The organism is Streptococcus downii (assembly GCF_004353325.1).
GTDB classification, from domain to species: Bacteria; Bacillota; Bacilli; order Lactobacillales; family Streptococcaceae; genus Streptococcus; species Streptococcus downii.
The window spans coordinates 195,122-218,505 of record NZ_MZNX01000009.1 but is presented as its reverse complement, the minus strand read 5'-3'; the positions used below and the strand labels follow the sequence as shown (position 1 = coordinate 218,505).

Below are 23,384 nucleotides of genomic sequence, written 5' to 3'. Positions count from 1 at the left end.
AGACCCCAGGTTTTTCTTATTCATAGGTTACGACTGAGACGACACCCTTGTCATACTCAGCGATAAAGATATTGGCTACATTGTCATGCCCTTGTTTGCTGAGGTTATCAAGCAACCACTCTTCGCTACGACCAATCGATTCCAAAACATCTACTTGGATCACACCGTCAGTCACAACTGGATACTTAGGATTTTCATCCCCCATTTGGACCACGATGAGTTGGCCATTTTGCTCCTGCACAGCGCATTTGACCTGTTTCATCTGGAAAATCCCTTGGCTACGAAGTTTGAGAGCAACTTCTGCTGCAGACAAACCAACTGAACGACAGGCTTCTGGGTCAATCTGCCCATTTTTGATAAGGAGAGTTGGTTTTCCATCAATCAAGCGTTTGACAAAACGAACATTGTTATTGAGCCACTTGAGGGTCAAGACCAGAATGGTCCACATAATCAGGATAACTGCATACTGAAGGATACTGATGGCACTATTGTAAATCACCCCACCGATGATACCCCCGAGTACATAGTTCTGAATTTGGTCTGTCGCAGAGTTAGGTGCTAGGTTCCCCTTTCCTGTCACATTGATAACAAAAACAAGCGAGAAGAGCCCCAAGGCCAGTTTGATTAAAATTTCCATATAATTGAGTGTCATTTGTTTACCTCCACCAATTCAATAGCGTCTGTTTGATGCAATTCTAATTTCTCTAAAAGATACTTGTCTGGTTGGCTCCCGTTCATGGCGCGGTAGAAATTTGGACCTACCTTGACAAGCGCTCCATCAGTGGCTGCAGAAGTATTGACATAAACTTCTGATTTATCCACTCCCAAGTCTTTGGAAACAAGCTCGATGAAATGAAGGGAGGTTTGAAATTGGTTGTTAGAGGCTTGATTGGTCTGGTATTTTGAGATTGTCACCAAAAGCATGGCCACCAAGGTCAAGGCCAAAATCATGACCAATTCCCGAAACTTAGTCCCCTTTTTATCTCGATAGGCTTTAAAAGCAAAAAATCCTGTGATAGCTAGGAGAACAATTCCAAAGCCAATCATGATGCCATTTTGCTGACTGATTTGGCTAAGTACATAGTCATATGAGTAAAATTTCATTTATTTTCACTCCCTTTCATAAAATCATTCTTAATTATAAACGAAAGAGGGTGATTTTTCAAACCATACGTTGGGGAAATACGCCTTTTTTTGGTATAATATAGTCTGTAATCTGAATGAAAAAGGTAAGTTTATGAAACTCATATCATGGAATATTGATTCCCTCAATGCTGCCCTAACTAGTGACTCAACTCGTGCCAAATTGTCCCAAGAAGTACTACAAACCTTGGTCGCTGAAAATGCTGATATCATCGCTATCCAAGAAACCAAGCTTTCTGCCAAGGGTCCTACAAAGAAACACTTGGAAATTTTAGAAGAACTCTTCCCAGGCTACGAAAACACGTGGCGCTCTTCTCAGGAACCTGCCCGCAAAGGCTATGCTGGAACCATGTTCCTTTATAAGAAAGAACTCACACCCACTGTCACTTTCCCAGAAATCGGTGCCCCTTCTACCATGGACTTGGAAGGCCGTATCATCACTCTAGAATTTGATGAATTTTTCGTGACCCAAGTTTACACTCCAAACGCTGGCGACGGCCTCAAACGCTTGGAAGAACGTCAGGTCTGGGATGTCAAATATGCGGAGTACTTGGCTGAACTAGACAAAGAAAAACCAGTACTTGCGACCGGAGACTACAACGTAGCCCACAAGGAAATCGACCTTGCAAATCCTGCCAGCAACCGCCGTTCACCTGGATTTACAGACGAGGAACGTGCTGGGTTTACCAACCTCTTAGCAACTGGATTTACCGATACCTTCCGCCACATTCACGGTGATGTCCCAGAGCGCTATACTTGGTGGGCACAACGCAGCAAGACTTCTAAAATCAACAATACAGGATGGAGAATAGACTACTGGCTTACCAGCAATCGCGTGGCTGACAAGGTGACTAAGTCTGACATGATTGACTCAGGTGCGCGTCAAGACCATACGCCGATTGTATTGGAAATTGAACTCTAAGGAGAAAGCTAATGGACTATCAAGCTGTCATTCCTGAATTTGTAGTATCTGACCTCGAAAAGTCACGCCACTTCTACTGCGACTTGCTGGGATTTTCTGTCGAATACGAGCGTCCAGAGGAGAAATTTCTCTTCCTCTCGCTTGAAGACTGCCAACTTATGCTAGAAGAAGGCAGCACAGAAGAATTAGCCCAACTAACCTATCCTTTCGGGCGCGGTGTCAATATTTCCTTTGGTATTGAAGATGTCCCTCAGCTCCACCAAAAACTGCTGGAAGCTGACCATCCTATCCATCGTCCGCTGACAAAAAGAGAATTTCGAGTGGGAGATAGCTTTATTTACCCTCATGAATTTGCGATTTTGGATCCAGATGGTTATTTTCTAAGATTTAGCGAATAGAATAATCGAAGTCTACAATACTATCTAGCCTTGTAGGCTTTTTCGTTCGCTTTTATGATCTATTTGCTAACAAAATATTTGATTTATAAAGCTAATTGGTGTAAAATAAAAACATTGGCAGTAGCCTATTTAAAATTGAATATCATTTTACTTGTTTATGTCGTGAATTGGCACGACGTTTCTACAAGGTGCCGGAACACCTAACAATGAGTAAGTCTGTTGAGGGTATGTTTTTAGACATACCTATTTTGAGGGCTTGCTTATCTGTTAAGTAGGTCCTTTTTTCTAGCCCTTTTTGAGATGATAAAGGCGATAGAAAAACACAAAAGAGTTTAGACTTTAGGAGGTCTTATGAAATTATTAGAAGAGCGCATCCTTGAGGATGGGCAGATCTTGGGTGACAACATCCTCAAGGTAGATTCCTTTTTAACCCACCAAGTTGACTATCGTTTGATGCGGGAGATTGGTAAGGTTTTTGCGGAAAAATTCGCATCTGCTGGCATTACCAAGGTTGTAACGATTGAAGCTTCAGGGATCGCCCCAGCTGTTTTTACAGCTGAAGCCTTAGATGTTCCCATGATTTTCGCAAAGAAAGCTAAAAACATCACTATGAACGAAGGCATCTTAACTGCTGAGGTTTACTCCTTTACCAAGCAGGTGACGAGCACGGTTTCCATCGCTGGAAAATTCCTCTCACCTGAGGACAAGGTCTTGATTATCGATGATTTCCTAGCCAATGGACAAGCTGCCAAAGGCTTGATCCAAATTATTGAACAGGCCGGAGCTAAAATCGAAGCCATCGGTATTGTTATCGAAAAATCCTTCCAGGATGGTCGTGATTTGCTCGAGAAAGCTGGCTATCCAGTTCTATCACTCGCTCGTTTGGATCGTTTTGAAAATGGTCAGGTCGTATTTAAGGAGGCAGATCTCTAATGCAACAACAAGAAAAACACTCGCAAGCAGCCGTTCTTGGCTTACAGCACTTACTAGCCATGTACTCAGGTTCTATCCTAGTTCCCATCATGATTGCGACAGCTCTTGGCTATTCAGCTGAGCAGTTGACCTACCTGATTTCTACAGATATATTCATGTGTGGGGTGGCCACCTTCCTCCAACTCCAACTCAACAAATACTTTGGTGTTGGGCTACCAGTCGTTCTTGGAGTTGCCTTCCAATCCGTCGCTCCTTTAATTATGATTGGGCAAAGCCACGGTAGCGGTGCTATGTTTGGTGCCCTTATCGTTTCAGGGATTTATGTAGTTCTGATTTCAGGCATTTTCTCAAAAGTTGCCAATCTTTTCCCATCTATCGTAACGGGCTCTGTCATTACCACGATTGGATTGACCTTGATTCCTGTTGCTATTGGAAATATGGGAAATAATGTTCCAGAGCCAACTGGTCAAAGCCTCTTGCTTGCAGCTATCACTGTTCTGATTATCCTCTTGATTAACATCTTTACCAAAGGATTTATCAAGTCTATCTCTATTTTGATTGGTCTGGTTGTCGGAACTGCCATTGCTGCTACCATGGGATTGGTAGATTTCTCCCCTGTTGCGGCAGCACCGCTTGTCCATGTCCCAACTCCACTCTACTTTGGTATCCCAACCTTTGAAATCTCATCCATCGTCATGATGTGTATCATCGCAACGGTGTCTATGGTTGAGTCCACTGGTGTTTACCTAGCCTTGTCTGATATCACCAATGACCCAATCGACAGCACGCGCCTTCGCAACGGTTACCGAGCAGAAGGTTTGGCTGTACTTCTCGGAGGAATCTTTAACACCTTCCCTTACACAGGATTTTCACAAAACGTTGGTTTGGTTAAATTATCTGGTATCAAGACCCGCCTGCCAATCTACTACGCAGCTGGTTTCCTAGTCCTCCTTGGACTCCTTCCTAAGTTTGGTGCCCTCGCCCAAATCATTCCGAGTCCTGTCCTTGGAGGGGCCATGCTGGTGATGTTTGGTTTTGTTTCCCTTCAAGGAATGCAAATCCTCGCCCGCGTTGACTTTGCTAACAATGAACACAACTTCCTTATCGCAGCTGTATCAATCGCTGCAGGTGTCGGACTCAACAATAGCAATCTCTTTGTCAGCATGCCAACAGCCTTCCAAATGTTCTTCTCAAACGGAATCGTCGTGGCAAGCCTCCTCGCCATTGTCCTCAATGCAGTATTAAATCGGAAAAAGAAATAAAAAAAGAGGTACGAACCTCCAGATTGAAGAAAAGTTCATTTTGGACGATTTCTTCAATCTTTTTCTTTCGGTCCAAAATAAGACTACCCTTGAAAAAGTTGGAATAATAGTCCTTCTGAGAAAATATACGTTAAATCAGAAATTAAATTATTTCCAAAATAATTGTAAGAGTATCCACTTTCTAATAGGTCGCTCAAAAAGTTTTAAAAATCATAAAAACGCATAATATCAGGCATTCAAAAACCTTGATATTATGCGTTTTATCAGGGAAAAATTTGCTAGATTTTCTCCTCAAATTGAGTCATTACCCAGCCTCTTCTATTATCTTCTCTTACCCTTTTTTACAGGCATGAGCGTAATGTCTCTCAAGCTAAAGTAGGCTAGAGCCAGCATGGCGATTGTGACAAAGAATTCTGTCGGTAATTGGAAGATCTGCAAGATGGACAACATCAGCAAAATCAAGAGTGCAACAACTACAAAGACCAAGATAACGATGTTGACTGTTCCTTTGATGCTTTGGGGTGTCGCAAATACATAGAGTAGTAATAAGAGTATCCCTATGATTAAATAGACCATCTTTATCTCTTTCTAGCTCTTATTCAGCTGATTTTTTCTTTTTGTTGGCTTTCTCGCGCTCTGCCTTGTTAAGGATTTGCTTACGCAAACGGATAGACTCAGGCGTTACTTCCATGTACTCATCGTCGTTCAAGAACTCAAGAGACTCTTCAAGTGTCAAGATACGAGGTGTCTTGATAACAGCTGTTTGGTCCTTAGTAGCTGAACGGACGTTGGTCATTTGTTTGGCCTTGGTGATATTCACTGTCAAGTCGTTTTCACGAGAGTTTTCACCGATGATCATTCCTTCGTAAACCTCAGTACCTGGGTTGACAAAGATGGTTCCACGTTCTTCGATAGACATGATTGAGTAAGTTGTAGCCTTACCAGCATCGATGGAAACAAGGGCACCACGGTGACGTCCCCCAATTTCACCTGGAATCAATGGCAAATATTGGTCAAAGGTATGGTTCATAATACCGTAACCACGAGTCATTGACAAGAACTCAGTTGAATATCCGATCAAACCACGCGCTGGAACAAGGAAGACCAAACGAGTTTGACCATTACCAGTTGAAATCATATCCAACATTTCACCCTTACGTTCAGAAAGGCTGTGGATAACAGATCCTTGGTATTCTTCTGGAGTATCGATTTGAACACGTTCAAATGGCTCACATTTAACACCATCAATCTCTTTTACGATAACTTCTGGACGAGATACTTGAAGTTCATAACCCTCACGACGCATGGTTTCAATCAGGATTGACAAGTGCAATTCTCCACGACCTGAGACAGTCCATTTATCTGGTGAGTCCGTTGGGTCAACTCGTAGGGAAACGTCTGTTTGCAATTCTGCTTGCAAGCGTTCTTCCACCTTACGAGAAGTCACCCATTTACCTTCTTTACCAGCAAATGGTGAGTTGTTGACCAAGAAGGTCATTTGAAGCGTTGGCTCATCGATGTGAAGGATTGGAAGAGGCTCAACTGCATCTGTCGGTGTAATCGTCTCACCAACAAAGATATCTTCCATACCTGAAACGGCAATCAAGTCACCTGCTTTAGCTTCTTGGATTTCACGACGTTCCAAACCAAAGAAACCGAAGAGTTTTGTAACACGGAAGTTCTTCGTTGTACCATCTAGTTTAGAAAGGGTAACTTGGTCCCCAACTTTCACACTACCACGGAAGACACGACCAATACCGATACGTCCTACGAAGTCATTGTAGTCCAAGAGTGAGACTTGGAACTGTAACGGTTCATCTGAGTTGTCCACTGGAGCTGGGATATGGTCGATGATGGTGTCAAAGATTGGCGCCATTGTTTTTTCTTGATCAGCTGGATCATCTGACAATGAAGAAGTCCCGTTGATAGCTGAAGCATACACCACTGGGAAATCAAGCTGGTCATCGTCTGCACCAAGCTCAATGAAGAGCTCCAATACTTCGTCTACTACTTCTGCTGGACGAGCTGATGGTTTATCGATTTTGTTGACAACCACGATTGGGACAAGGTCTTGTTCCAAGGCTTTTTTCAATACGAAACGAGTCTGTGGCATTGTTCCTTCGTAGGCATCTACGACCAAGACAACACCATCAACCATTTTCATGATACGCTCAACTTCTCCACCGAAGTCCGCGTGTCCTGGTGTGTCCATTATATTGATACGAGTTCCGTTGTAGGCTACGGCTGTATTTTTCGCAAGGATAGTAATTCCACGCTCTTTTTCGATATCGTTTGAGTCCATAGCACGCTCTGCCAATTCAGTACGTGCATCAAGAGTTTCAGACTGCTTCAATAATTCATCAACGAGGGTTGTTTTACCGTGGTCAACGTGGGCGATAATCGCAATGTTACGGATATCTTCTCTTAATTTTGTCATGATTTCCTCTAATATTTAAATTTTTATTTCTAACTGAACAATTATACCACAGTCTCATTCAAAAATCACAGTTCAGCTAAGTGTAAATGTTTTCACTCTGCTTTTCTAGTCAAGGCAACTCTTTTCAAAGTCAGAGACTTATGATATGATAAGCTGGTATGCGTTTAGATAGATTATTAGCCCAAGAAATGGTCAGTCGCAAGGCTATGAAACACGCTCTGTTAAAAAAAGAAATCCTAGTGGATGATTATCCAGCTCGCTCCCTCGCCCAAAATGTTGATACAGGATTGCAAAAACTAGTCTTTCAAGGACGGCAGATTCAAGGATACGAGCACAACTATCTCATGCTTCATAAGCCAAACGGAGTCGTTACAGCTAGCAAGGATAAGAAACTGCCAACCGTCATGGACCTACTCCCACCTGACATCCAGTCTGACCAGCTCTATGCTGTCGGCAGATTAGACCGCGATACGACGGGACTGCTCCTTTTAACAAACAATGGACCTCTTGGCTTTCAGCTCCTTCATCCCCAGTACCATGTCGATAAATCCTATCAAGTGGTAGTAAACGGACCGCTCACGTCAGACCATATCCAAAAATTCAAAGATGGGATTGTCTTTTTAGATGGGACCACTTGTAAACCTGCTCAGCTTGAAATCCTGTCCGCAAGCCCAACAGAGAGCCGGGCCTCCATCACTATCTCTGAGGGCAAATTTCATCAGGTTAAAAAAATGTTCCTCTCAGTTGGTGTCAAGGTGACTGCCCTAAAACGAGTCCAGTTCGGTGACTTTACATTAGACCCAGAACTAGCAGAAGGACAATACCGTTCCTTGAATCCAGAGGAATTGGAAATCATTAAAAACTATTTAGAGATGAGTCGATAAAACAAAAAAGCTTTATATTTAAAGCTTTTTTGTTTTTTGCTTATCTAAAAACTATTGCGATTGCTAGAATCCAGTTAAGAACAGAAACTACAAGTCCTACGATATTGAGAATTTTTTCTGTTTTATAGTCCAGTCCAGATTCTTTTTGGTATGAAAAAGCCAAGACCAATCCTATGATCCCCAAAATCAGACCCACTATTGGCGATAGCAAACCAAGGACGATAGATAAGATACCTAAAATAAGTGAAGGTTTTTTCTTTTGTTGTGAATTCATATTATAAAATCTCCTTAAAATTAATATAAATGATGATACCATAAAATGCAAGCTTTATCTATCATTCGACAGTTTTTAACAGAATGTTAGCTAGTCTTGACTTTCCCGTTCCAAGAATCCAATCCATAAGAAAGGATATAAATCTCAGAAAAACCTTGTTTTTTCAAATAAAGTGCTGCATTGGTCACTCCTTGTCCGCGTTGGTTTTCATAGAGAAGGACAGGTTTATCCTTACGAAGGGCTGCAAGGCTTGACTTCAACTGATTTGAAGGAATATTGCGAGCTCCGAGGATATGTTTTCTGTGAAATTCTGCTGGTTCACGGATGTCAATCAATTGCCCTTTCCGAATCAAGGCTTCAAATTCTGCATTATCCACAATCTTAGCCGCACGACGAATACGAAGGTAGTTATACCCCATCCATGCTGCCATCGCTAGTACGATTCCCCACAAAAACCAAATTGTCATAAGTTCTTATCTCCATTTTTCTCTATGTAGTCTAATTCTATCTTGTGCTCTCTACGAAGAACAGCTTCCGCCTCTAGATAGTCTAGCTTGTCCATCAGACCTGCATCATAGATCCGAGAGAGTTCGAGCTTCATCAGTTCAATATCATACAAACGCTTCCCCATGTAAACAATAATGCCAAACTGTTTGAGAAATTGCTGCACATCATAGAATGTTTTCATAGCTTCCATTCTAACAGATTTTGGAGTTTTTTTCAATACTGGACCGGCTCTTTCCCCCTATTTTCTTCGTCTTCATTGCCCATTCTTCCGCAAGTATGGTACAATAAAAACATGAGAATTCAACAACTACACTATATTATTAAAATCGTCGAAACTGGCTCTATGAATGAGGCAGCCAAGCAACTCTTTATTACCCAACCCAGTCTCTCTAATGCCGTTCGAGACTTGGAAAATGAAATGGGCATTGAAATCTTTATCCGCAATCCCAAGGGCATTACCTTGACTCGTGATGGGATGGAGTTTCTCTCCTATGCCCGTCAGGTCGTTGAGCAAACTCAGCTTTTGGAGGAACGCTATAAAAATCCTATCGCCCACCGCGAACTTTTCAGCGTTTCCTCCCAGCACTATGCCTTTGTAGTCAATGCCTTTGTCTCTTTGCTCAAGAAAAGTGATATGGAAAAATACGAACTTTTCCTTCGTGAAACTCGGACTTGGGAGATTATTGACGATGTCAAGAACTTCCGTAGTGAGGTCGGTGTCCTCTTTTTAAACAGCTACAACCGCGATGTTTTAACGAAAATGCTAGATGACAATCACCTCTTAGCCCACCACCTCTTTACCGCTCAACCCCATATCTTTGTTAGCAAGACCAATCCTCTAGCTAAAAAAGACAAGGTCAAACTGGCTGATTTAGAAGATTTTCCTTACCTCAGTTACGACCAGGGGACGCACAACTCCTTCTACTTTTCAGAGGAGATTCTTTCACAAGAGCACCACAAGAAATCCATCGTAGTCAGTGACCGTGCCACCCTCTTTAATCTTTTGATTGGTTTGGATGGTTACACCATTGCAACAGGGATATTGAACAGCAACCTCAACGGAGACAATATCGTTTCCATTCCACTGGACATTGACGACCCGATTGAACTAGTCTATATCCAGCATGAAAAAACCAGCCTGTCTAAGATGGGCGAACGCTTTATCGAATACTTACTAGAAGAAGTTCAATTCGATAATTAATAGGAAAAATGAAAAAGAGAAAAGAAAAAGTTAGGAAATAAAAAGTGAAAAAGATACTACTGACCAGTGCTTTAATCCTTTCAATCGCAGGATTAGCACCCGCATCCGTCTTAGGAGAAGAAAACACTACTCAATCCACATCTGCTGTCAAGGAAGCAATTGCCAAAGAAGAAAAGAAGGAATCGAGTGTTGAGGAAAACTCTAAATCAGAAGTTCTTCCGAAAGTAAATGTGCAAGAAGACAAGCCCAAAAAAGAAGGATGGTACCAAGAAAATCACCACTGGCGTTTTTACCAAGATGATAAACCTGCTTTGAACTGGAAACAAATCCAAGGCAAATGGTACTACTTCGATCAAGATGGTAATCGTCTTCATTCTACTATCTACAAAGGTTATGCCTTTGACCAAGATGGTGTCATGATAGAAAATAGCTGGACCAAACTGGACAATCAATGGTACTATGCTGATCCTTCTGGACGACTAGCTCTGAACACTTGGAAAAAAATCAATGGTTCTTGGTACTATTTTGACCAAACTGGAAGCATGCTCAGCAACACTGCCGTTGACGGCTATCTGCTCACAAAAAGCGGGGCTATGGCGGAAAAGGGCTGGACAAAATTAGATCAAATTTGGTACTATGTCGCTCCTTCTGGAAAGATCTCGCAGGATAAATGGGAGAAAGTCAACGGTTCTTGGTATTACTTTGACAAAGACGGTGGAATGCTGAGTGCGACAACCTTCAAGGGCTACCTCTTCAACCAGAGTGGAGCTATGGCAGAAAACAACTGGGTCAAAATCAAGGATACTTGGTTCTATGCGAACGGGTCAGGGAGATATATCCAAGACAACTGGCAAAAGATTCAAGGTTCCTGGTACTCATTTGACCAGAATGGTGGAATGCTAGCAGACAAATGGAAAGAAAGCTACTACCTTAAAACCAGTGGAGCCATGGCGGAGAATGAGTGGATCTTCGATAAAGCCTACAAGAGCTGGTTCTATCTAAAAGCGGATGGCCGTTATGCAAATCAGGAGTGGATTGGAGCATACTACCTCAAGTCAGGTGGTTACATGGCAAAGAGCGAATGGATTTACGATAACTCTGACAAAGCACGCTACTACCTAGATGATAATGGGCATTATGTTTCAGGAACTTACAAGATAGACGGTAAGGAACACCTGTTCCAAAAATACGGCCAATGGATTTCTGAAGTTTCAACTGAAGGTGGATTTACAAAAGGACTATACAGCAATACCATCTTCCTAGATCCTGGACACGGTGGTCGAGATTCAGGTGCCTTTTACTACAATGTAGCTGAAAAAGATCTCAACATGCAGATTTACCGTAAGCTTCGTACTAAGTTAGAAGAACTAGGCTACAAGGTCCTCACTTCTCGTGATAGTGATATTGACGTTGATTTTGTTACCGAACGTTCTCGTATGGTTAATAAGACCAACTCTGATATTTTTATCAGTATTCACTTCAACGCTACTGGTAATACCTACTCAAAAGCGAGCGGTATTCAAACCTACTCCTATAGCGATGAACCTGATTATCCAAGTAAGATTAATAAATACTGGCACAATCACCCTGATCGTATGAGTGAAAGCAAACGCCTCGCCGCTGCCATCCACTCCTCTCTTCTAGCAGAAACAGGAGCCAAGGATGCTGGCCTGTTGGAGAGCAGCTATGCCGTACTACGCGAAACCGCCAAACCAGCCGTTCTCCTAGAGCTTGGATATATGGATAATTTCTCCGAAAACCAACAAATCAGAGATAGCCACTACCAAGACAAACTGGTCGCAGGCATCGTAAAGGGGATCCAAAAATATTACGCTGGTCGATAAAAAAAGTCTCGAGAAATCTCGAGACTTTTTATTTATCTTCTTTTTTATCCTTATCAGGAAAGAGGTAGCCAATTCCTACACAAGCTAGCACACCAGCACCAATCACCAAACCACTTGAAATTGGCAAAAGATCAAAAATAGCATTTGCGATGATAAAGGCAATGATCAAGCACATCAGACTAGCCTTGTAATCTTTTTTCAAAAAGTTTTCTAGTGTGAAATAGAGGAACAATCCTACCGGAATGAGTGACCAGAGGTTGACATCCAAACTTGGCCATCCAACAGAACCGAAATACAATACTAGCGCTGCTGCTACTAAAAATACAAGTCCTAATAATTTTTTCATTTTTTTGTCTCCATTTTCTTTTTTAGGTTCTTGAGTTGTCTGATACTGACCCCTCACGCCCCTTACATGAACCATTATAGCAGAGGAATTTTTCAAGAACAAGCCCTTTTGCCTATCTGGTCAATATCTCTGTCTAAGTGGTTGAATATTTGTAACAAAAGAAAAAGAAGCACTAATGGGCTTCTTGATTCTGCCGATTGTAACAATATTTTTGAACGAATACCATCTAGTTTTTCTTTTCCTTTGGCTCTAGAGAAGATTTGATTGATTCACGGTCTGCTTGTAGTTGAGCTAAGTTCTTTTCTGCTTCCTCAAGTTTACTGGTATCTGGTTTCACACGATAATAAACATTTTCTGGTTTCATTAACATAGACCCATAATCTTGTCCTGAAAGTAGTCTTTCCTCAGTATGATTGCTTTTATCCGTAATCTTTCCGTCATCAGCAGGTTGCATAACGACTCCACTTGGCACAGCTACTATTACAAATCCTCCAGCAACAGAATCTTTTACCCATGCACTGATAGACGCTGTCTCAGGGTTACGATTATCTTGTCCTTTTGATACCTTTAATCCAACTACAGATTCGTACTTTTGATCATTTGTAAACCAAGTCGCACGTACTTCTCCAGAATCATTAATAATGTATTCATTACCAGATTGACTACGCCAAGTACCTTCTAAACTAGACAAGTCATTGTTCTTAATTGCTTCAATATCTAATTTTGGAACAGCAGTTTCTTTCTTGAACTTGCTAACAAATGCTTCTGCTTCCGTAATTTTGGTATCTAAAGCAGTCAGTTGATCCTTGAGTTTCTGAATTTCCTCTTGTTTATCCTTATCAGTCTCATCTGTCTTTCCTTGGCTTGTAGACGATTGACTTGTTGACTCTGTAGTTGAAACAGCAGACGATGCTTGATTTGACTCTTTCTTTACAATCAGAAAATATGAGAAAATACTTACCAAGATAAGAGTGACTAAAACAGCGAGTGCTATGCCAATATAGATTTTTATTTTTTTATTTGGAGTCAACTTTGATTCTGACCGCTTACGTCCGTTAATCTCTTCAAATTGTCTTTCCCGTTCTTTCTTATTCATAATTTTCTCCTTTTTGATTTATATTCAGCCTAGCTTGCTAGACTTCATTCGTTATTATCCACGGATTTTTATAATTTTTAGAAAATCTATGCAAAAAATTCTAGAATGATTAACAGCCTATAGTCCTCTAAAACGGAACGAAAACAAGTGCTTATTAAAATATATTATACCACAAAATATAAATTTTAGTTTTAATTTATAAGTAGGAGTTTCTGACGTTAAATAGAACCTATCTCAAACGTTCCACCTTTCCTATATTTACAAAAAAAGAAGCCCGTTTGGACTTCTTGATTCTGCCGATTGCAGGGCTTGAACCTGTGACCTACGCGTTACGAGTGCGTTGCTCTACCAACTGAGCTAAATCGGCGATTACCCTTTTAGTATAGCACTCTGAGAATAGATGTCAAGAAATTTTTATCTCCATTAGAAAAAGCCTGTCCTGAGACAAGGCTTTTACATATATCTCTATTAAATCTCCCATTTTCATAGAAATCTAAATAATATATTTATAAATCAATACTTTCACAAAACTATGTCATCACCTCACTATCTAATCTCAGTACATAAACCATTTTTTCTATAGCTTTTGTCTTAATCTTTATTTTTTCTCTTCAATCCAAGAAAAGCTCCTACTATAAACATGATTCCGGCAGCTAATAGTGTCTGGGCTCCGCTTGCTGTTCCGGTTTTTGGCAACTCATTAGGATTGTTACTAGTTGATTTACTATTGATGTTGGTATTTTTATTAGTTAAGTTTCCTTGTTCATTTAGATAAATGTTCTTGTTAATTTCAAAGTTTTTATCATTTTCATCAGAAACAATACTGTTGACATCATTAGTTGAATTAGATTGTGTTTTTTCTTTCTTTTTCGATACATCAAAAGTAGGTTTATTTTCCTCCTCCTTTTTCTCCTCTATTTTCTTGAATACAGGTTTTATAAAGGTATCTTTTGATAGATTAAGAACATAGCCAGCGTCTTTTTTCCCTTCGAAACCAGAAATTTCCCAACCATCAAATTGGTATCCTTTTTCTAATTCACCCATATAGACAGGTAACATAAAATCTTCTTCCGACACTATCGTTGAACTCATTTCTTTTCCATTTTGAATTGTCACAGTCACCGTATGAGGTTTTAATTCGCTTACCTCTCCCGTATCTTTGTTTAAAATGAATTCTTTTACGGTTGTATTTCTTGCGAAATCTTTTACAACAATCTTAATGTTTAGTATCTTATCTGTTAGTTGTTTAATATCATCAAATGATTTGTATTCTTTTCCATTAACATAAATATGTTGTTCTTGAATCTCACCATCGAATCCATTATTTCTTTTATCATTGATGTTAAAGACTACAGATTTTCCATTAGCATATTCGATACTAGTATTTCCTTTTGGATCAATCTTTACTTCTGGTTTGACATTATCATATAAAAATTGATAATGTACTCCAACCGCTTTCGCATTCAAATCGCTATAGCCAGTTTGAAGATAAACATTTCCATCCATATCTGTTACCTTATCTGGGAATCCGTTTGCTTTATAGTCTTTCATCCCCCAGTCCATGATGTCACCGTCTTTAACATTAAGCTTAATGTTAAAATCTCTAGTGTTATCAATGTGTAAATCTCCGTAGATTAAATAATTATCTACAACCGATTCATTAACTCTCAACTCCCAGTTAAAACCACCCTTATCAGAAATCTTACCTCTTAAATAAAATTCTGGATTTCGTACATAAATTTTATTAGTTTTAGATGGATTAAAGTAGTTCTTGTCCATTGAAAGATTTACTGGTTTTGCATCAATAAATAACGTAGAGCCATCTTCTTTTATAGCTTCTACATTGGACTTATCCTCTCCTGTGTACTCTTTACCATCCTTACCAAATAATACAAGTTTAGAAGGATCTGTCACAAGATTTCCATCGTTATCGATTGCCTCCCCTTTATCATTCATTTTAAATGTAAACACTTGATACCTTACAATGTTAAAGCCGTCCAAAGCCGACATTAATACTGATTGAGTACTTCTTCCATCTTCAACATTTCTACTATCAGCATAAATTGTTGTTTCTGATAAAACTCTTAGATTAGGATTGGCCTTTTGGATTTTTGCTATATCTTCCTTGTTATAGACTCCATTCCCTTCTAACATATCCGTTTTTCCAGGATTATAGGTAGTCACTTTTAGTGCATAGCCTTTTCTCAGAATGATGTTATCCTTTAATAGATATTGTTGTTTTTCTGAATCAGAATAGATTTTACCAGATTCCATGTCCGTTAAATTATTTGGTTTATTTTTTGAAAGATCTCCTTCTCCTAATTCTATTACATTCCCATAACTTGATGCATACGGATATTCTGCTTTAGTTTCCTTATTTTTTTCAGGCATTCTAATTTTAGTTTCAGCTTTTATCTGACCATCATCTTTGACAAAAAACCTCATATCTCCTGCAAAAGCTAATCCATCCACAATATCATTAATATTAGCGTATAAATCAAATGTCATCGTTTTTGAATGGGAATCATACTTGGTCGTTTTGATTTCTATCGATTTATAGTTATTTCCATAGTATACCTTGGCATTTTTAGAAACATTACTGATCTTTCCAAGAATTTCAAAGTGTCCATCTTTAGATGGGTTTAGAATGCCATAAATTTTTGATTTGATTTCATCAAGTTTTTCAGTTTCATATTCTAAGGCACTACCATCGTCATAAGCAATGATATTTCCCTTATCATCGTATTTATAATCGTATTCCTCTATTCTCTTACCAGTTTCACTTGTAAAGTCATCAACTTCTCTAAATTTCTTTTTAATGAGTTTCTTTAAATCTTTGCTTTCAAAGTCTCTAATTGTTGAAATTGTTTTATGAATAGTCAAGCTAGATTTTTCTTCGGTAGCCTCTTCATTTTCTTGATGATGTTCTACTTCAGTTGTATCTTTTTTAAGACTATCCTCTTTTCTATTTTCTAAATTTTTAAATTTAGATTCGGAAATCTCGCCAAGCTTTTGGTATTTAGATGAATCTTGATCAGGATCTACTAGATAATAGGAAATCATCCCATTTTTATCAGCATGATCAGCAAATTTAATTCTATGAATCTTTGTGAAATTGCTAGAACCGTCTAATGCAATCACTTCAATGATTTTTCCTCTTAAATCTCCTGCACCTTTAATTTCATAAATGGTATTTCCGTCTTTGTCAAGTTTTCTATTTCGTCCTTGACCCTCACCTGCATAAGTGACTTCAAGATTTTTCTCAACCTCTCCATCTTCATTAACAAGAGCGGCCCCAGCATACCAAACTTCGTTGGCAATCTCGTCAAATTTTTCAGGATGTTCTTTTTGATCTCTCGCAAATAGCGTTTCATTCTTATATTGCTCTTTGACCTTGTGATAAGTATCCTTTGTAATTAACTTAATTTTTCCAGGGTTTGAAAAATCAATTGAAACAATCTTTGGAGGGGTGTTATCAATTTTTACAGGAATATAGGAAACCTGCCATGGGTAATCCTTGGTTAATCTATATTTAAATTTATAGAAATATTGGCCTTCCGCAATCGGTTCAAATTGTCCTCGTATCTTAGTAGCAGGATCTTTTTTGTCATTACTTTCTGGGGCATTTTCTTCTCTACCTCTAGGGTTATAAATGAGTCCATCCCATTTCAAGTCACCCCAAACTTTTAGCTTAGAAGATTTAATGCCCTTTGCATCATTTCTTTTAGAGTTTAAAATTCCTTTAATAAAGTGTTCTCTCGAAATGACTTTTAAGTCTTTTTGATTTTCTCCTTCTTTATTTGTATTTACTATTGAAATCACCCCTTCTTCTGCACTTCTTAATACAAGTGGAGAAGGCGTTAATCCTCTCTCAAGTTGAGCATCTTGAGGATTTCCATTTGAATCTAAAGGATAGATTTTAGCAATATTAGAGCCACTTGATGAAGGTGCGTTGATTCCTTCGTTATTGAAAGCAAATAATTCTGGATTTTGATCTAGGGATGTTGTATTTTTATCTTTTCTATTTTGGATAACTCCTGCTGGATTAAATTTATCTATACCATGTTCTCCACCAATCCCCTTATTTAAGGTACCTGGAATTTTTGGTTTACCATCATCATCATAACCTTCCATTGCTTTTGATTTTGATCCTTCTTCCCAGGCCCATTTATCAAGGATTGGTTCGTGGTTCCAATTCCCAGCAAATCCCATTAGAGGCATCGACAAAGAAGGTTGGAAGTTTCTTTTCTTACCGTTGGAGTTTAGAGCTTCCATTTCTTCCACTGACTCAAAATGAATAAATGATTCTACAAATTTATTTTTGTTTTTAGCTTCTCCAACATTTATAACCGCATTTAAATCAAAGCTGGAATTTGGACCTATAGTGAAAGTATCATGCTCAAATGTGATATTTGCTCCTTTGACTTTTTCTGGGTGAATTTCTGGAACAATTTGCTTCCCGTCCGGAGATTTTTCATCTTTATATGTTTCATCGAGTTTTAGCCTATCAGTTAGAGCATCTGTAGTTACAGTTGATGCAGAAACTTTAAAGGTTAAAGGTCTGTTTGAGGTATTGTGAAGCTTAATTGTAAAGTATTTTTTATCACCTTTTATTTCTTTAAGAGAAATGGAACCATATGAATTTACCAAACCTTTAGAATCTGTATTTTTGAAAGTTGCTACAACTTCATTTCTCAAAGCGTTGGCAACATTAATTAGCCCCGCTCCCTGCTGTCTAGGTGATGCAAAGTATTGACTCTTTTCTTTCCAAGAGGTTGCATCCATCATAGGTCTTGCAGTATTTTGTAGAGCTATTTTTGTAAGACTTGTAAGGTCTATTTTGTCATCTCCCTTAAGATTTTTCAAGACAGGTCTTTCAAGCAATTCCTTTAATTTTGGTCGAATCAAAACAGTAGAAGCTGCTACGATTGGAGTTGCCATACTAGTTCCTGACATATAACCATAAGTGGATTTACCATTGATAACATTTAGAGTGGATTTAATATTTTTACCAGGTGCTGAAACATCCGGTTTTAAAAGCAAGTCTGTTCTTGGCCCCCAAGATGTAGACCCTGCTGGGACTATAATATCTTCTTTATAAAGTTCTTTGTCTGTGTCAGCTGCAAATTTAAAGTCAATTTCTTTTTCATCACCTACATTCGGTTTATTAGAATTATAGCTTTCCATATCAATTGGATAGTATTGTTCTAAGTTATCTTTAAAATCTTCCTTATTATTTCTTTTGACTTCAGTTTTTTTATCAGGGTTAATCATGTTCCATAATTTTACACCATCATCTCCTGAAATTGAAAATACTTGACTAGTAGTCCCTTCATCCGCTTCATATCCCATAGCTGGAAGGTCTGTCCAATTATCTCTATTGTAGTAATTTACAGTATTTACAACCATAATGGCACGTGCGCCTTTATCCGTTGCTCTTTTAAAAGCATCTTTTAAATCCTTGGTATAAATTCTATCCATTACTGCAATTTTGCCCTTAAGATCCAAGCCTATCAAATCTTTGTCTTGACCTTTGCCTATATATACAAATTTTAATTTATTTGGAGTTTTTGACCCATCCTCATTTGTTAGGATTTTATTTTTATCGAAAAAAGCTCCTATATTTCTGTATTTAAAACTTTGTCCTCCAATGTTAACCTTATCAAACTCAATGGTTTGATTTTTAGCAGAAGCGACCGCTATCGCATCTTCATGTGCGGCAGTTCGTGTTACATTTCCAGTATCTGTCATTTTCAGATTATTATTCGCTACTAAATCCCAAGAAGAACTTGAAGCAGAAGTCGCAAAATTACCTGTAGCAACAACCATTGGGATTCCAGCTTTTCTTAATGCTCTAATAGCCTCCCAATATTTCTCGCCTACAAGACCTGTTCCCGTAAAGCCAGATGATACCGAAACAACATCGACATTGTGTTTGATCGAATCTTCAATAGCATGAAACATTGTTTCATCACCCGCGAACCCAGATCCTGCGTCAGAGTACATTTTATAAGAGAAAATTTGTGCATTAGGCGCAATTCCATCTATGCCATTAAAGTTCTTGATATCTTTTTCAGTATCATTTCCAGCAAGAATCCCTGCAATATGCATCCCATGTGGGTCAAAATAATCCCTACCATCATCATATTTCTCTACAGTGATTTTACCACCATTATAATAATTGAACGCATGAGGGATTTTATCACTCAACCAATAATTTTTATCAGTGCCTTTTAAATCTTCTTTTTTAAATTTCATTGAGTCTTTGGCATCATCATCGATCCTCATAGCCTTATGCCTATAATCTGTTCCAGTATCGATATTTGAAATGACCATACCTCTACCATCAAAATTTTTCCCAAATGGAGCATTAATAGACTTTAGGTAATCAATAGCTTCCTCAACTCCAATTTCCTTTCTGGCATGATTCATCATTGGTTGGACTTTTTGTGATCGTTCAACCGACGAAACACCTTCCATTTGTTTAATTTTGTCCAAATTATCTGGAGTTGTTTCAATGGCAGCGCCATTAAAAATCGTATTATAGGTATATAAAACTTTTGTATCCTCAAGATTGGATAGTTCCTTAATTACTTTTTCTCCAGATTCTTTATCTTTAAATTCAGCAATATAGACAAGTTTATCTTCTTTTTTAGGATTTTCTGTATCTTTATTTACAAATGAGTTCGCATCATCTCCTTTGGATTGATTGGAGTCTTCTTTGATACTTGCTCCTTCGTTACTAGTTTTTTTGTCTATCTTAGGCTTTCTACTAACAACTTCTTTTTCCTCAATAACTGTTGTCTTCTTCTCCTCAGTATCCTTTGAAGTTTCTATAACATTATGAATATCTTCAGATTGTTCATTGTTTTCTGTTTCTTTATCTGCTACTACTTTTTCTTTACCAGAAATTTTTAAAGCATCTTCAGAACTAGGTGCATCTGCTACTACTTTTTCTTTATCAGAAATTCTTAAAGCATCTTCAGAACTAGGTGCATCTGCTAAAATTACCTCATTGGGGGCATATGCTGCTAAAATAACTGCAGCAGTAGTTAATGACAATACCGTACTTTTTTTCATTATAATTCCTTCATTTTTTATTTTAAACCCAATAGATAGAAAACTTTAACTTTGCTAGCCTTTGTTATAAAAAGTTTTATGACGTATTATCTAGTGGGATAGAGTAGTACATTTATATATAATTGTTAGCTCTCTGAAAAATAGTATATCAATTAAAAAAATTTAAGTCAAGAAAAATTAACCCAGGTTAATTTTTTTTTTAATCCATGTTAACAAATAGATTAGTCAATAAATATTATAGTTAACTGGGTACAATATAAACTCATTCCTCCCATCAAAAATAGTAGCAATCAACTGGAATAATTACCAAAATCGCAAAAAGGGGTATGGATAGAATTTATGCCTTAATAAACATGCAAAAACAACCGCTATAATTTTCAACGGTTGTTTGTAACATATTTAATGTTTAAATCTCATCCTATTTTATATCTTACGAACCCGCACTTTCGTAAGCGTCCAAGCCCCTGTCCCAGAGTTTTAAAGAAATAACAAAGAAAACAAGGGAAATCAACATCAAACCACCGATGTTAAAGAGCCCGTCTTTGTCCTGCAAGAAATAGCTGGCAGGATAGTAGGCCGTAAAGGCGAAAGGCACGATAAAGCTAATCAACCAACGAAGAAGCGAATTGTAAATGGAAATCGGATACTTGGCAAAATCATTAAACATATAGAAAATATAAATCATGGCACCTGACTGCTTGGTCCAAAAAGCGATGCTGGCAGTCGCGATTTTCAAGGAAGTATAGATCAAGGTCGCAAAAGGAATGCAGACTAGAAAAATCAGGAATTTTGGAAGAGTCCAAGCAATACTTGATACTGTTGTCCCTAGTAAAATGCCACCGACCAAAAGTTCACCCAAGGCATCAATCTGAAAGGTCTCAACCAGAATGTGAAAAAGAGGATTGATAGGACGAGTCAGATACTTATCAAACTCTCCCTTTCTCACCAATCGTTGCCCCAGTGCCCAGAGATTGTCAAAAAAGAGATGGTCCAGACCCTTGGGAATCAAGGAAAAACCATAAATAAAAGCTATCTCTTGAAAAGTCCAGCCTTCTAGGGATGGAATATGTTGAAAGATGACATTGAGAAACAAGAGGTTCAAGCCTTGGGTCAGGAAAACACCTAAAACACCAACCACAAAATCAACCTTGTATTCCATGATTTGTTTGATGTATTGTCTGATAAAAATCAGATGCATGCGTTGATATTTTTTCATACTAACCTCCTTGAATGGTGATGAATGACTGAACCCGTTTCCAAATCAACTGAGACAAGCCCACCATCACTAAGAGCCAGAAAAACTGTAGCAAAAGCGCTTGAAGAATTTGACTGGCATCGTATTTCCCAACGATAATCATGACTGGAGTATAAATCAAGGATGAAAAAGGCAAGAAGGACAAGATATCAGAAACAATCTTTGGAAAGAAAGCCAAGGGAATCAGACTTCCAGACATAAAGGCCACTATAGAAGTCTTGAGTAGATTGGAACCCCATAGATTTTTAAACACAAAGGCTGAAAATCCAAAGCAGATATTAAAGAAAAAGTTAATCAGGTAGGCGAGCGTCAAGCTAAATAGATAAAGGGTAGTTAGTCCCAGCACTTCTACAATACCTTGCCCAGATAAGATTTTCATCAACACAATAACACTTAAAAATGGAAGTCCAACAGAGATAAAAATCAACCACTTGGAACCTAGCTCTGTAAAAAGATAAGAGGCCGCAAAATGCACCGGTCTCAGTAAGCGCATGATAATAGAGCCATCCTTGACCTCCTCACCAATCATAAAAGAAGAATCCGACCTAGTCAAAAGATTGGTCACAAAACTCATGATGATGTAGAGGGTGATATCTGCCATACTGAATCCCTGAATCAAAGACTCTTGCGACGAATCAAAGACTGCCTTCCAGAGATAAAAGGCCACAAAAGCCCCCATGACATCGCCAATCCGATAGAGAATAAAGTTGACTCGATAAGTAATCAACTCCTGAATCCCTGCATTGATAAAGGGTTTATAACGTCTCCACAATTTGACCATCTTAGAGCTCCTTTCGGTAGAAGCGACGGATAATATCCTCAATATCCGTATCCATCATCTTCAAATCGCGAATCTCAAAATCAGACAAGGTTTGCTTGATAATATCAGCCGACTGGTAGCGGGAACTATCAAATTCAATATTGAGGCTATTTCCTTGTCTATCAATGGTCATATCCGAAAAACCTTCATAGTGAGAAACGAGATGACTTTGACCTGGTACCAGTTCAAAAGAAAGAGTCTTCATCTTGCCAAAGGTCTCCTTGAGTTGGCTAACCGTTCCATCAAAAATCTCCTGCCCCTTGTCAATCATAAAAATCCGATCACAGAGCTGCTCAATGTCGCTCAGGTCGTGAGTGGTCAAGAGGATGGTTGTTTCTTCTTCCTGATTGATCTGAGTAATGGCCCGACGAATGTTATCCTTGACCGACACATCCAAACCAATGGTCGGCTCATCTAAAAAGAGAACCTTAGGATTGTGGAGCAAGGAAGCCGCAATGTCCGCACGCATCCGTTGCCCAAGTGAAAGAGTTCGCACGGGGTCCTTGATAAAATCCTTCAAATCCAAGACTTCATTTAAAAAATCCATTCTCTTGTGGAAGAGCGAATCTGGCACATCGTATATCTCTTTCAAAACCGTGTAAGTCTCTTGCAGAGCCAAATCCCACCATAGCTGGGTACGTTGCCCAAAGACCACTCCAATATCCTTGACATAATCTTGGCGATTGTCTTGCGGAATCTTGCCGTTAATCCGACAAAAACCAGATGTCGGTTTCAAAATCCCAGTCAGCATTTTGATGGTTGTCGACTTCCCAGCACCATTGGCCCCGATAAATCCTAAAATCTGCCCTTTTGGAACTTCAAAAGTCAAATCCTTGACCGCTTCAAAGGTCTGCTTTTCAGGATGAATAAAAGAGCGCAAAGCCCCTTTCAATCCCGGTTCCTTGACTGTCTTCACAAAATTTTTCTGAAGATGTTCCACTTCTATCATTGCCATAAATCTCTCCCTATAGCAAGGAATAGC

At 38.8% G+C, this 23,384-nt stretch carries 20 protein-coding genes, 1 tRNA gene and 1 riboswitch; of the genes, 7 read left to right on the top strand and 14 right to left on the bottom strand.

What is annotated here, in order from left to right:
* Nucleotides 1-16 precede the first annotated feature (16 nt).
* A complete protein-coding gene (locus tag E2R31_RS07275; RefSeq protein ID WP_132973700.1) occupies nt 17-652 on the bottom strand; it encodes a DUF421 domain-containing protein in 636 nt (211 codons plus the stop codon).
* A complete protein-coding gene (locus E2R31_RS07270) occupies nt 649-1,104 on the bottom strand; it encodes a DUF3290 family protein (RefSeq protein WP_132973698.1) in 456 nt (151 codons plus the stop codon). The genes E2R31_RS07275 and E2R31_RS07270 overlap by 4 nt, the downstream gene beginning before the upstream one ends.
* Before the next feature lie 133 nt (nt 1,105-1,237).
* Between E2R31_RS07270 and E2R31_RS07265 the strand changes: the two genes are divergently transcribed.
* The 4 genes from E2R31_RS07265 (at nt 1,238) to E2R31_RS07250 (ending at nt 4,658) form a co-directional block, all read left to right on the top strand.
* Entirely contained in the window at nt 1,238-2,065 is an 828-nt protein-coding gene (locus E2R31_RS07265; RefSeq protein ID WP_132973696.1) for an exodeoxyribonuclease III, read from the top strand.
* An 11-nt stretch (nt 2,066-2,076) separates the two neighbouring features.
* On the top strand, nt 2,077-2,463 hold the full coding sequence (locus tag E2R31_RS07260; protein ID WP_000386231.1) for a bleomycin resistance protein: 387 nt from the start codon (nt 2,077-2,079) through the stop codon (nt 2,461-2,463).
* Between the two features lie 131 nt (nt 2,464-2,594).
* A riboswitch (purine riboswitch) is annotated at nt 2,595-2,690 on the top strand.
* A 124-nt stretch (nt 2,691-2,814) separates the two neighbouring features.
* A complete protein-coding gene (locus E2R31_RS07255; protein ID WP_132973694.1) occupies nt 2,815-3,396 on the top strand; it encodes a xanthine phosphoribosyltransferase in 582 nt (193 codons plus the stop codon).
* Nucleotides 3,396-4,658: a nucleobase:cation symporter-2 family protein gene (locus E2R31_RS07250; protein WP_132973692.1), complete on the top strand. Its 1,263-nt coding sequence runs from the start codon at nt 3,396-3,398 to the stop codon at nt 4,656-4,658. The genes E2R31_RS07255 and E2R31_RS07250 overlap by 1 nt, the downstream gene beginning before the upstream one ends.
* Nucleotides 4,659-4,979: 321 nt before the next feature.
* Here the strand turns inward: E2R31_RS07250 and E2R31_RS07245 are convergent, their stop codons facing one another.
* Nucleotides 4,980-5,234 (bottom strand): DUF3165 family protein, encoded by a 255-nt coding sequence (locus tag E2R31_RS07245; RefSeq protein WP_000262659.1) that lies wholly within the window; start codon nt 5,232-5,234, stop codon nt 4,980-4,982.
* Nucleotides 5,235-5,253: 19 nt separating this feature from the next.
* The gene (gene typA, locus E2R31_RS07240) at nt 5,254-7,095 is read right to left on the bottom strand and encodes a translational GTPase TypA (protein WP_132973690.1); all 1,842 of its coding nucleotides are present in this window, start codon (nt 7,093-7,095) and stop codon (nt 5,254-5,256) included.
* A gap of 158 nt (nt 7,096-7,253) precedes the next feature.
* Between typA and E2R31_RS07235 the strand changes: the two genes are divergently transcribed.
* Nucleotides 7,254-7,979: a 16S rRNA pseudouridine(516) synthase gene (locus E2R31_RS07235; protein ID WP_132973688.1), complete on the top strand. Its 726-nt coding sequence runs from the start codon at nt 7,254-7,256 to the stop codon at nt 7,977-7,979.
* Nucleotides 7,980-8,019: 40 nt separating this feature from the next.
* Here E2R31_RS07235 and E2R31_RS07230 read toward each other — a convergent pair whose 3' ends face one another.
* From E2R31_RS07230 to E2R31_RS07220, 3 genes are all read right to left on the bottom strand, one after another.
* The gene (locus E2R31_RS07230) at nt 8,020-8,253 is read right to left on the bottom strand and encodes a hypothetical protein (RefSeq protein WP_001088138.1); all 234 of its coding nucleotides are present in this window, start codon (nt 8,251-8,253) and stop codon (nt 8,020-8,022) included.
* An 86-nt stretch (nt 8,254-8,339) separates the two neighbouring features.
* The gene (locus tag E2R31_RS07225) at nt 8,340-8,720 is read right to left on the bottom strand and encodes a rhodanese-like domain-containing protein (RefSeq protein WP_049518942.1); all 381 of its coding nucleotides are present in this window, start codon (nt 8,718-8,720) and stop codon (nt 8,340-8,342) included.
* Nucleotides 8,717-8,950 carry a YqgQ family protein gene (locus E2R31_RS07220; protein ID WP_044135604.1) on the bottom strand — a complete coding sequence of 78 codons (234 nt, stop codon included), beginning with the start codon at nt 8,948-8,950 and terminating at the stop codon, nt 8,717-8,719. Before E2R31_RS07220 ends, E2R31_RS07225 begins: the two co-directional genes overlap by 4 nt.
* 102 nt (nt 8,951-9,052) lie before the next feature.
* Here E2R31_RS07220 and E2R31_RS07215 point away from each other — a divergent pair, with 102 nt between their 5' ends.
* Both E2R31_RS07215 and E2R31_RS07210 read left to right on the top strand, forming a co-directional pair.
* Nucleotides 9,053-9,961 carry a LysR family transcriptional regulator gene (locus E2R31_RS07215; RefSeq protein ID WP_001222578.1) on the top strand — a complete coding sequence of 303 codons (909 nt, stop codon included), beginning with the start codon at nt 9,053-9,055 and terminating at the stop codon, nt 9,959-9,961.
* 44 nt (nt 9,962-10,005) lie between these two features.
* A complete protein-coding gene (locus E2R31_RS07210) occupies nt 10,006-11,805 on the top strand; it encodes an N-acetylmuramoyl-L-alanine amidase (RefSeq protein WP_049518941.1) in 1,800 nt (599 codons plus the stop codon).
* A 28-nt stretch (nt 11,806-11,833) separates the two neighbouring features.
* Here the strand turns inward: E2R31_RS07210 and E2R31_RS07205 are convergent, their stop codons facing one another.
* From E2R31_RS07205 to E2R31_RS07175, 7 genes are all read right to left on the bottom strand, one after another.
* Complete coding sequence (locus E2R31_RS07205) at nt 11,834-12,151, bottom strand: hypothetical protein (protein WP_042902605.1); 318 nt, start codon at nt 12,149-12,151, stop codon at nt 11,834-11,836.
* A gap of 226 nt (nt 12,152-12,377) precedes the next feature.
* A complete protein-coding gene (locus tag E2R31_RS07200; protein WP_049518940.1) occupies nt 12,378-13,247 on the bottom strand; it encodes a DUF6287 domain-containing protein in 870 nt (289 codons plus the stop codon).
* Nucleotides 13,248-13,541: 294 nt separating this feature from the next.
* A tRNA-Thr gene (locus E2R31_RS07195) sits at nt 13,542-13,614 on the bottom strand.
* Nucleotides 13,615-13,838: 224 nt separating this feature from the next.
* Nucleotides 13,839-20,327 (bottom strand): S8 family peptidase, encoded by a 6,489-nt coding sequence (locus E2R31_RS07190; protein WP_132973686.1) that lies wholly within the window; start codon nt 20,325-20,327, stop codon nt 13,839-13,841.
* A gap of 430 nt (nt 20,328-20,757) precedes the next feature.
* Complete coding sequence (locus E2R31_RS07185) at nt 20,758-21,543, bottom strand: ABC transporter permease (protein ID WP_132973684.1); 786 nt, start codon at nt 21,541-21,543, stop codon at nt 20,758-20,760.
* Between the two features lies 1 nt (nt 21,544).
* Nucleotides 21,545-22,363 (bottom strand): ABC transporter permease, encoded by an 819-nt coding sequence (locus E2R31_RS07180; protein WP_132973682.1) that lies wholly within the window; start codon nt 22,361-22,363, stop codon nt 21,545-21,547.
* A gap of 1 nt (nt 22,364) precedes the next feature.
* Nucleotides 22,365-23,357 carry an ABC transporter ATP-binding protein gene (locus E2R31_RS07175; protein WP_132973680.1) on the bottom strand — a complete coding sequence of 331 codons (993 nt, stop codon included), beginning with the start codon at nt 23,355-23,357 and terminating at the stop codon, nt 22,365-22,367.
* Between the last annotated feature and the right edge of the window lie 27 nt (nt 23,358-23,384).

Coding starts and splice junctions, on each gene's coding strand:
- E2R31_RS07260 (WP_000386231.1), top strand. CDS start 2,077: ATGGACTATCAAGCTGTCATTCCTGAATTTGTAGTATCTGACCTCGAA.
- E2R31_RS07185 (WP_132973684.1), bottom strand. CDS start 21,543: ATGAAAAAATATCAACGCATGCATCTGATTTTTATCAGACAATACATC.
- E2R31_RS07190 (WP_132973686.1), bottom strand. CDS start 20,327: ATGAAAAAAAGTACGGTATTGTCATTAACTACTGCTGCAGTTATTTTA.
- E2R31_RS07270 (WP_132973698.1), bottom strand. CDS start 1,104: ATGAAATTTTACTCATATGACTATGTACTTAGCCAAATCAGTCAGCAA.
- E2R31_RS07275 (WP_132973700.1), bottom strand. CDS start 652: ATGACACTCAATTATATGGAAATTTTAATCAAACTGGCCTTGGGGCTC.
- E2R31_RS07245 (WP_000262659.1), bottom strand. CDS start 5,234: ATGGTCTATTTAATCATAGGGATACTCTTATTACTACTCTATGTATTT.
- E2R31_RS07265 (WP_132973696.1), top strand. CDS start 1,238: ATGAAACTCATATCATGGAATATTGATTCCCTCAATGCTGCCCTAACT.
- E2R31_RS07225 (WP_049518942.1), bottom strand. CDS start 8,720: ATGACAATTTGGTTTTTGTGGGGAATCGTACTAGCGATGGCAGCATGG.
- E2R31_RS07215 (WP_001222578.1), top strand. CDS start 9,053: ATGAGAATTCAACAACTACACTATATTATTAAAATCGTCGAAACTGGC.
- E2R31_RS07235 (WP_132973688.1), top strand. CDS start 7,254: ATGCGTTTAGATAGATTATTAGCCCAAGAAATGGTCAGTCGCAAGGCT.
- E2R31_RS07200 (WP_049518940.1), bottom strand. CDS start 13,247: ATGAATAAGAAAGAACGGGAAAGACAATTTGAAGAGATTAACGGACGT.
- typA (WP_132973690.1), bottom strand. CDS start 7,095: ATGACAAAATTAAGAGAAGATATCCGTAACATTGCGATTATCGCCCAC.
- E2R31_RS07250 (WP_132973692.1), top strand. CDS start 3,396: ATGCAACAACAAGAAAAACACTCGCAAGCAGCCGTTCTTGGCTTACAG.
- E2R31_RS07230 (WP_001088138.1), bottom strand. CDS start 8,253: ATGAATTCACAACAAAAGAAAAAACCTTCACTTATTTTAGGTATCTTA.
- E2R31_RS07175 (WP_132973680.1), bottom strand. CDS start 23,357: ATGGCAATGATAGAAGTGGAACATCTTCAGAAAAATTTTGTGAAGACA.
- E2R31_RS07180 (WP_132973682.1), bottom strand. CDS start 22,363: ATGGTCAAATTGTGGAGACGTTATAAACCCTTTATCAATGCAGGGATT.
- E2R31_RS07220 (WP_044135604.1), bottom strand. CDS start 8,950: ATGGAAGCTATGAAAACATTCTATGATGTGCAGCAATTTCTCAAACAG.
- E2R31_RS07255 (WP_132973694.1), top strand. CDS start 2,815: ATGAAATTATTAGAAGAGCGCATCCTTGAGGATGGGCAGATCTTGGGT.
- E2R31_RS07205 (WP_042902605.1), bottom strand. CDS start 12,151: ATGAAAAAATTATTAGGACTTGTATTTTTAGTAGCAGCAGCGCTAGTA.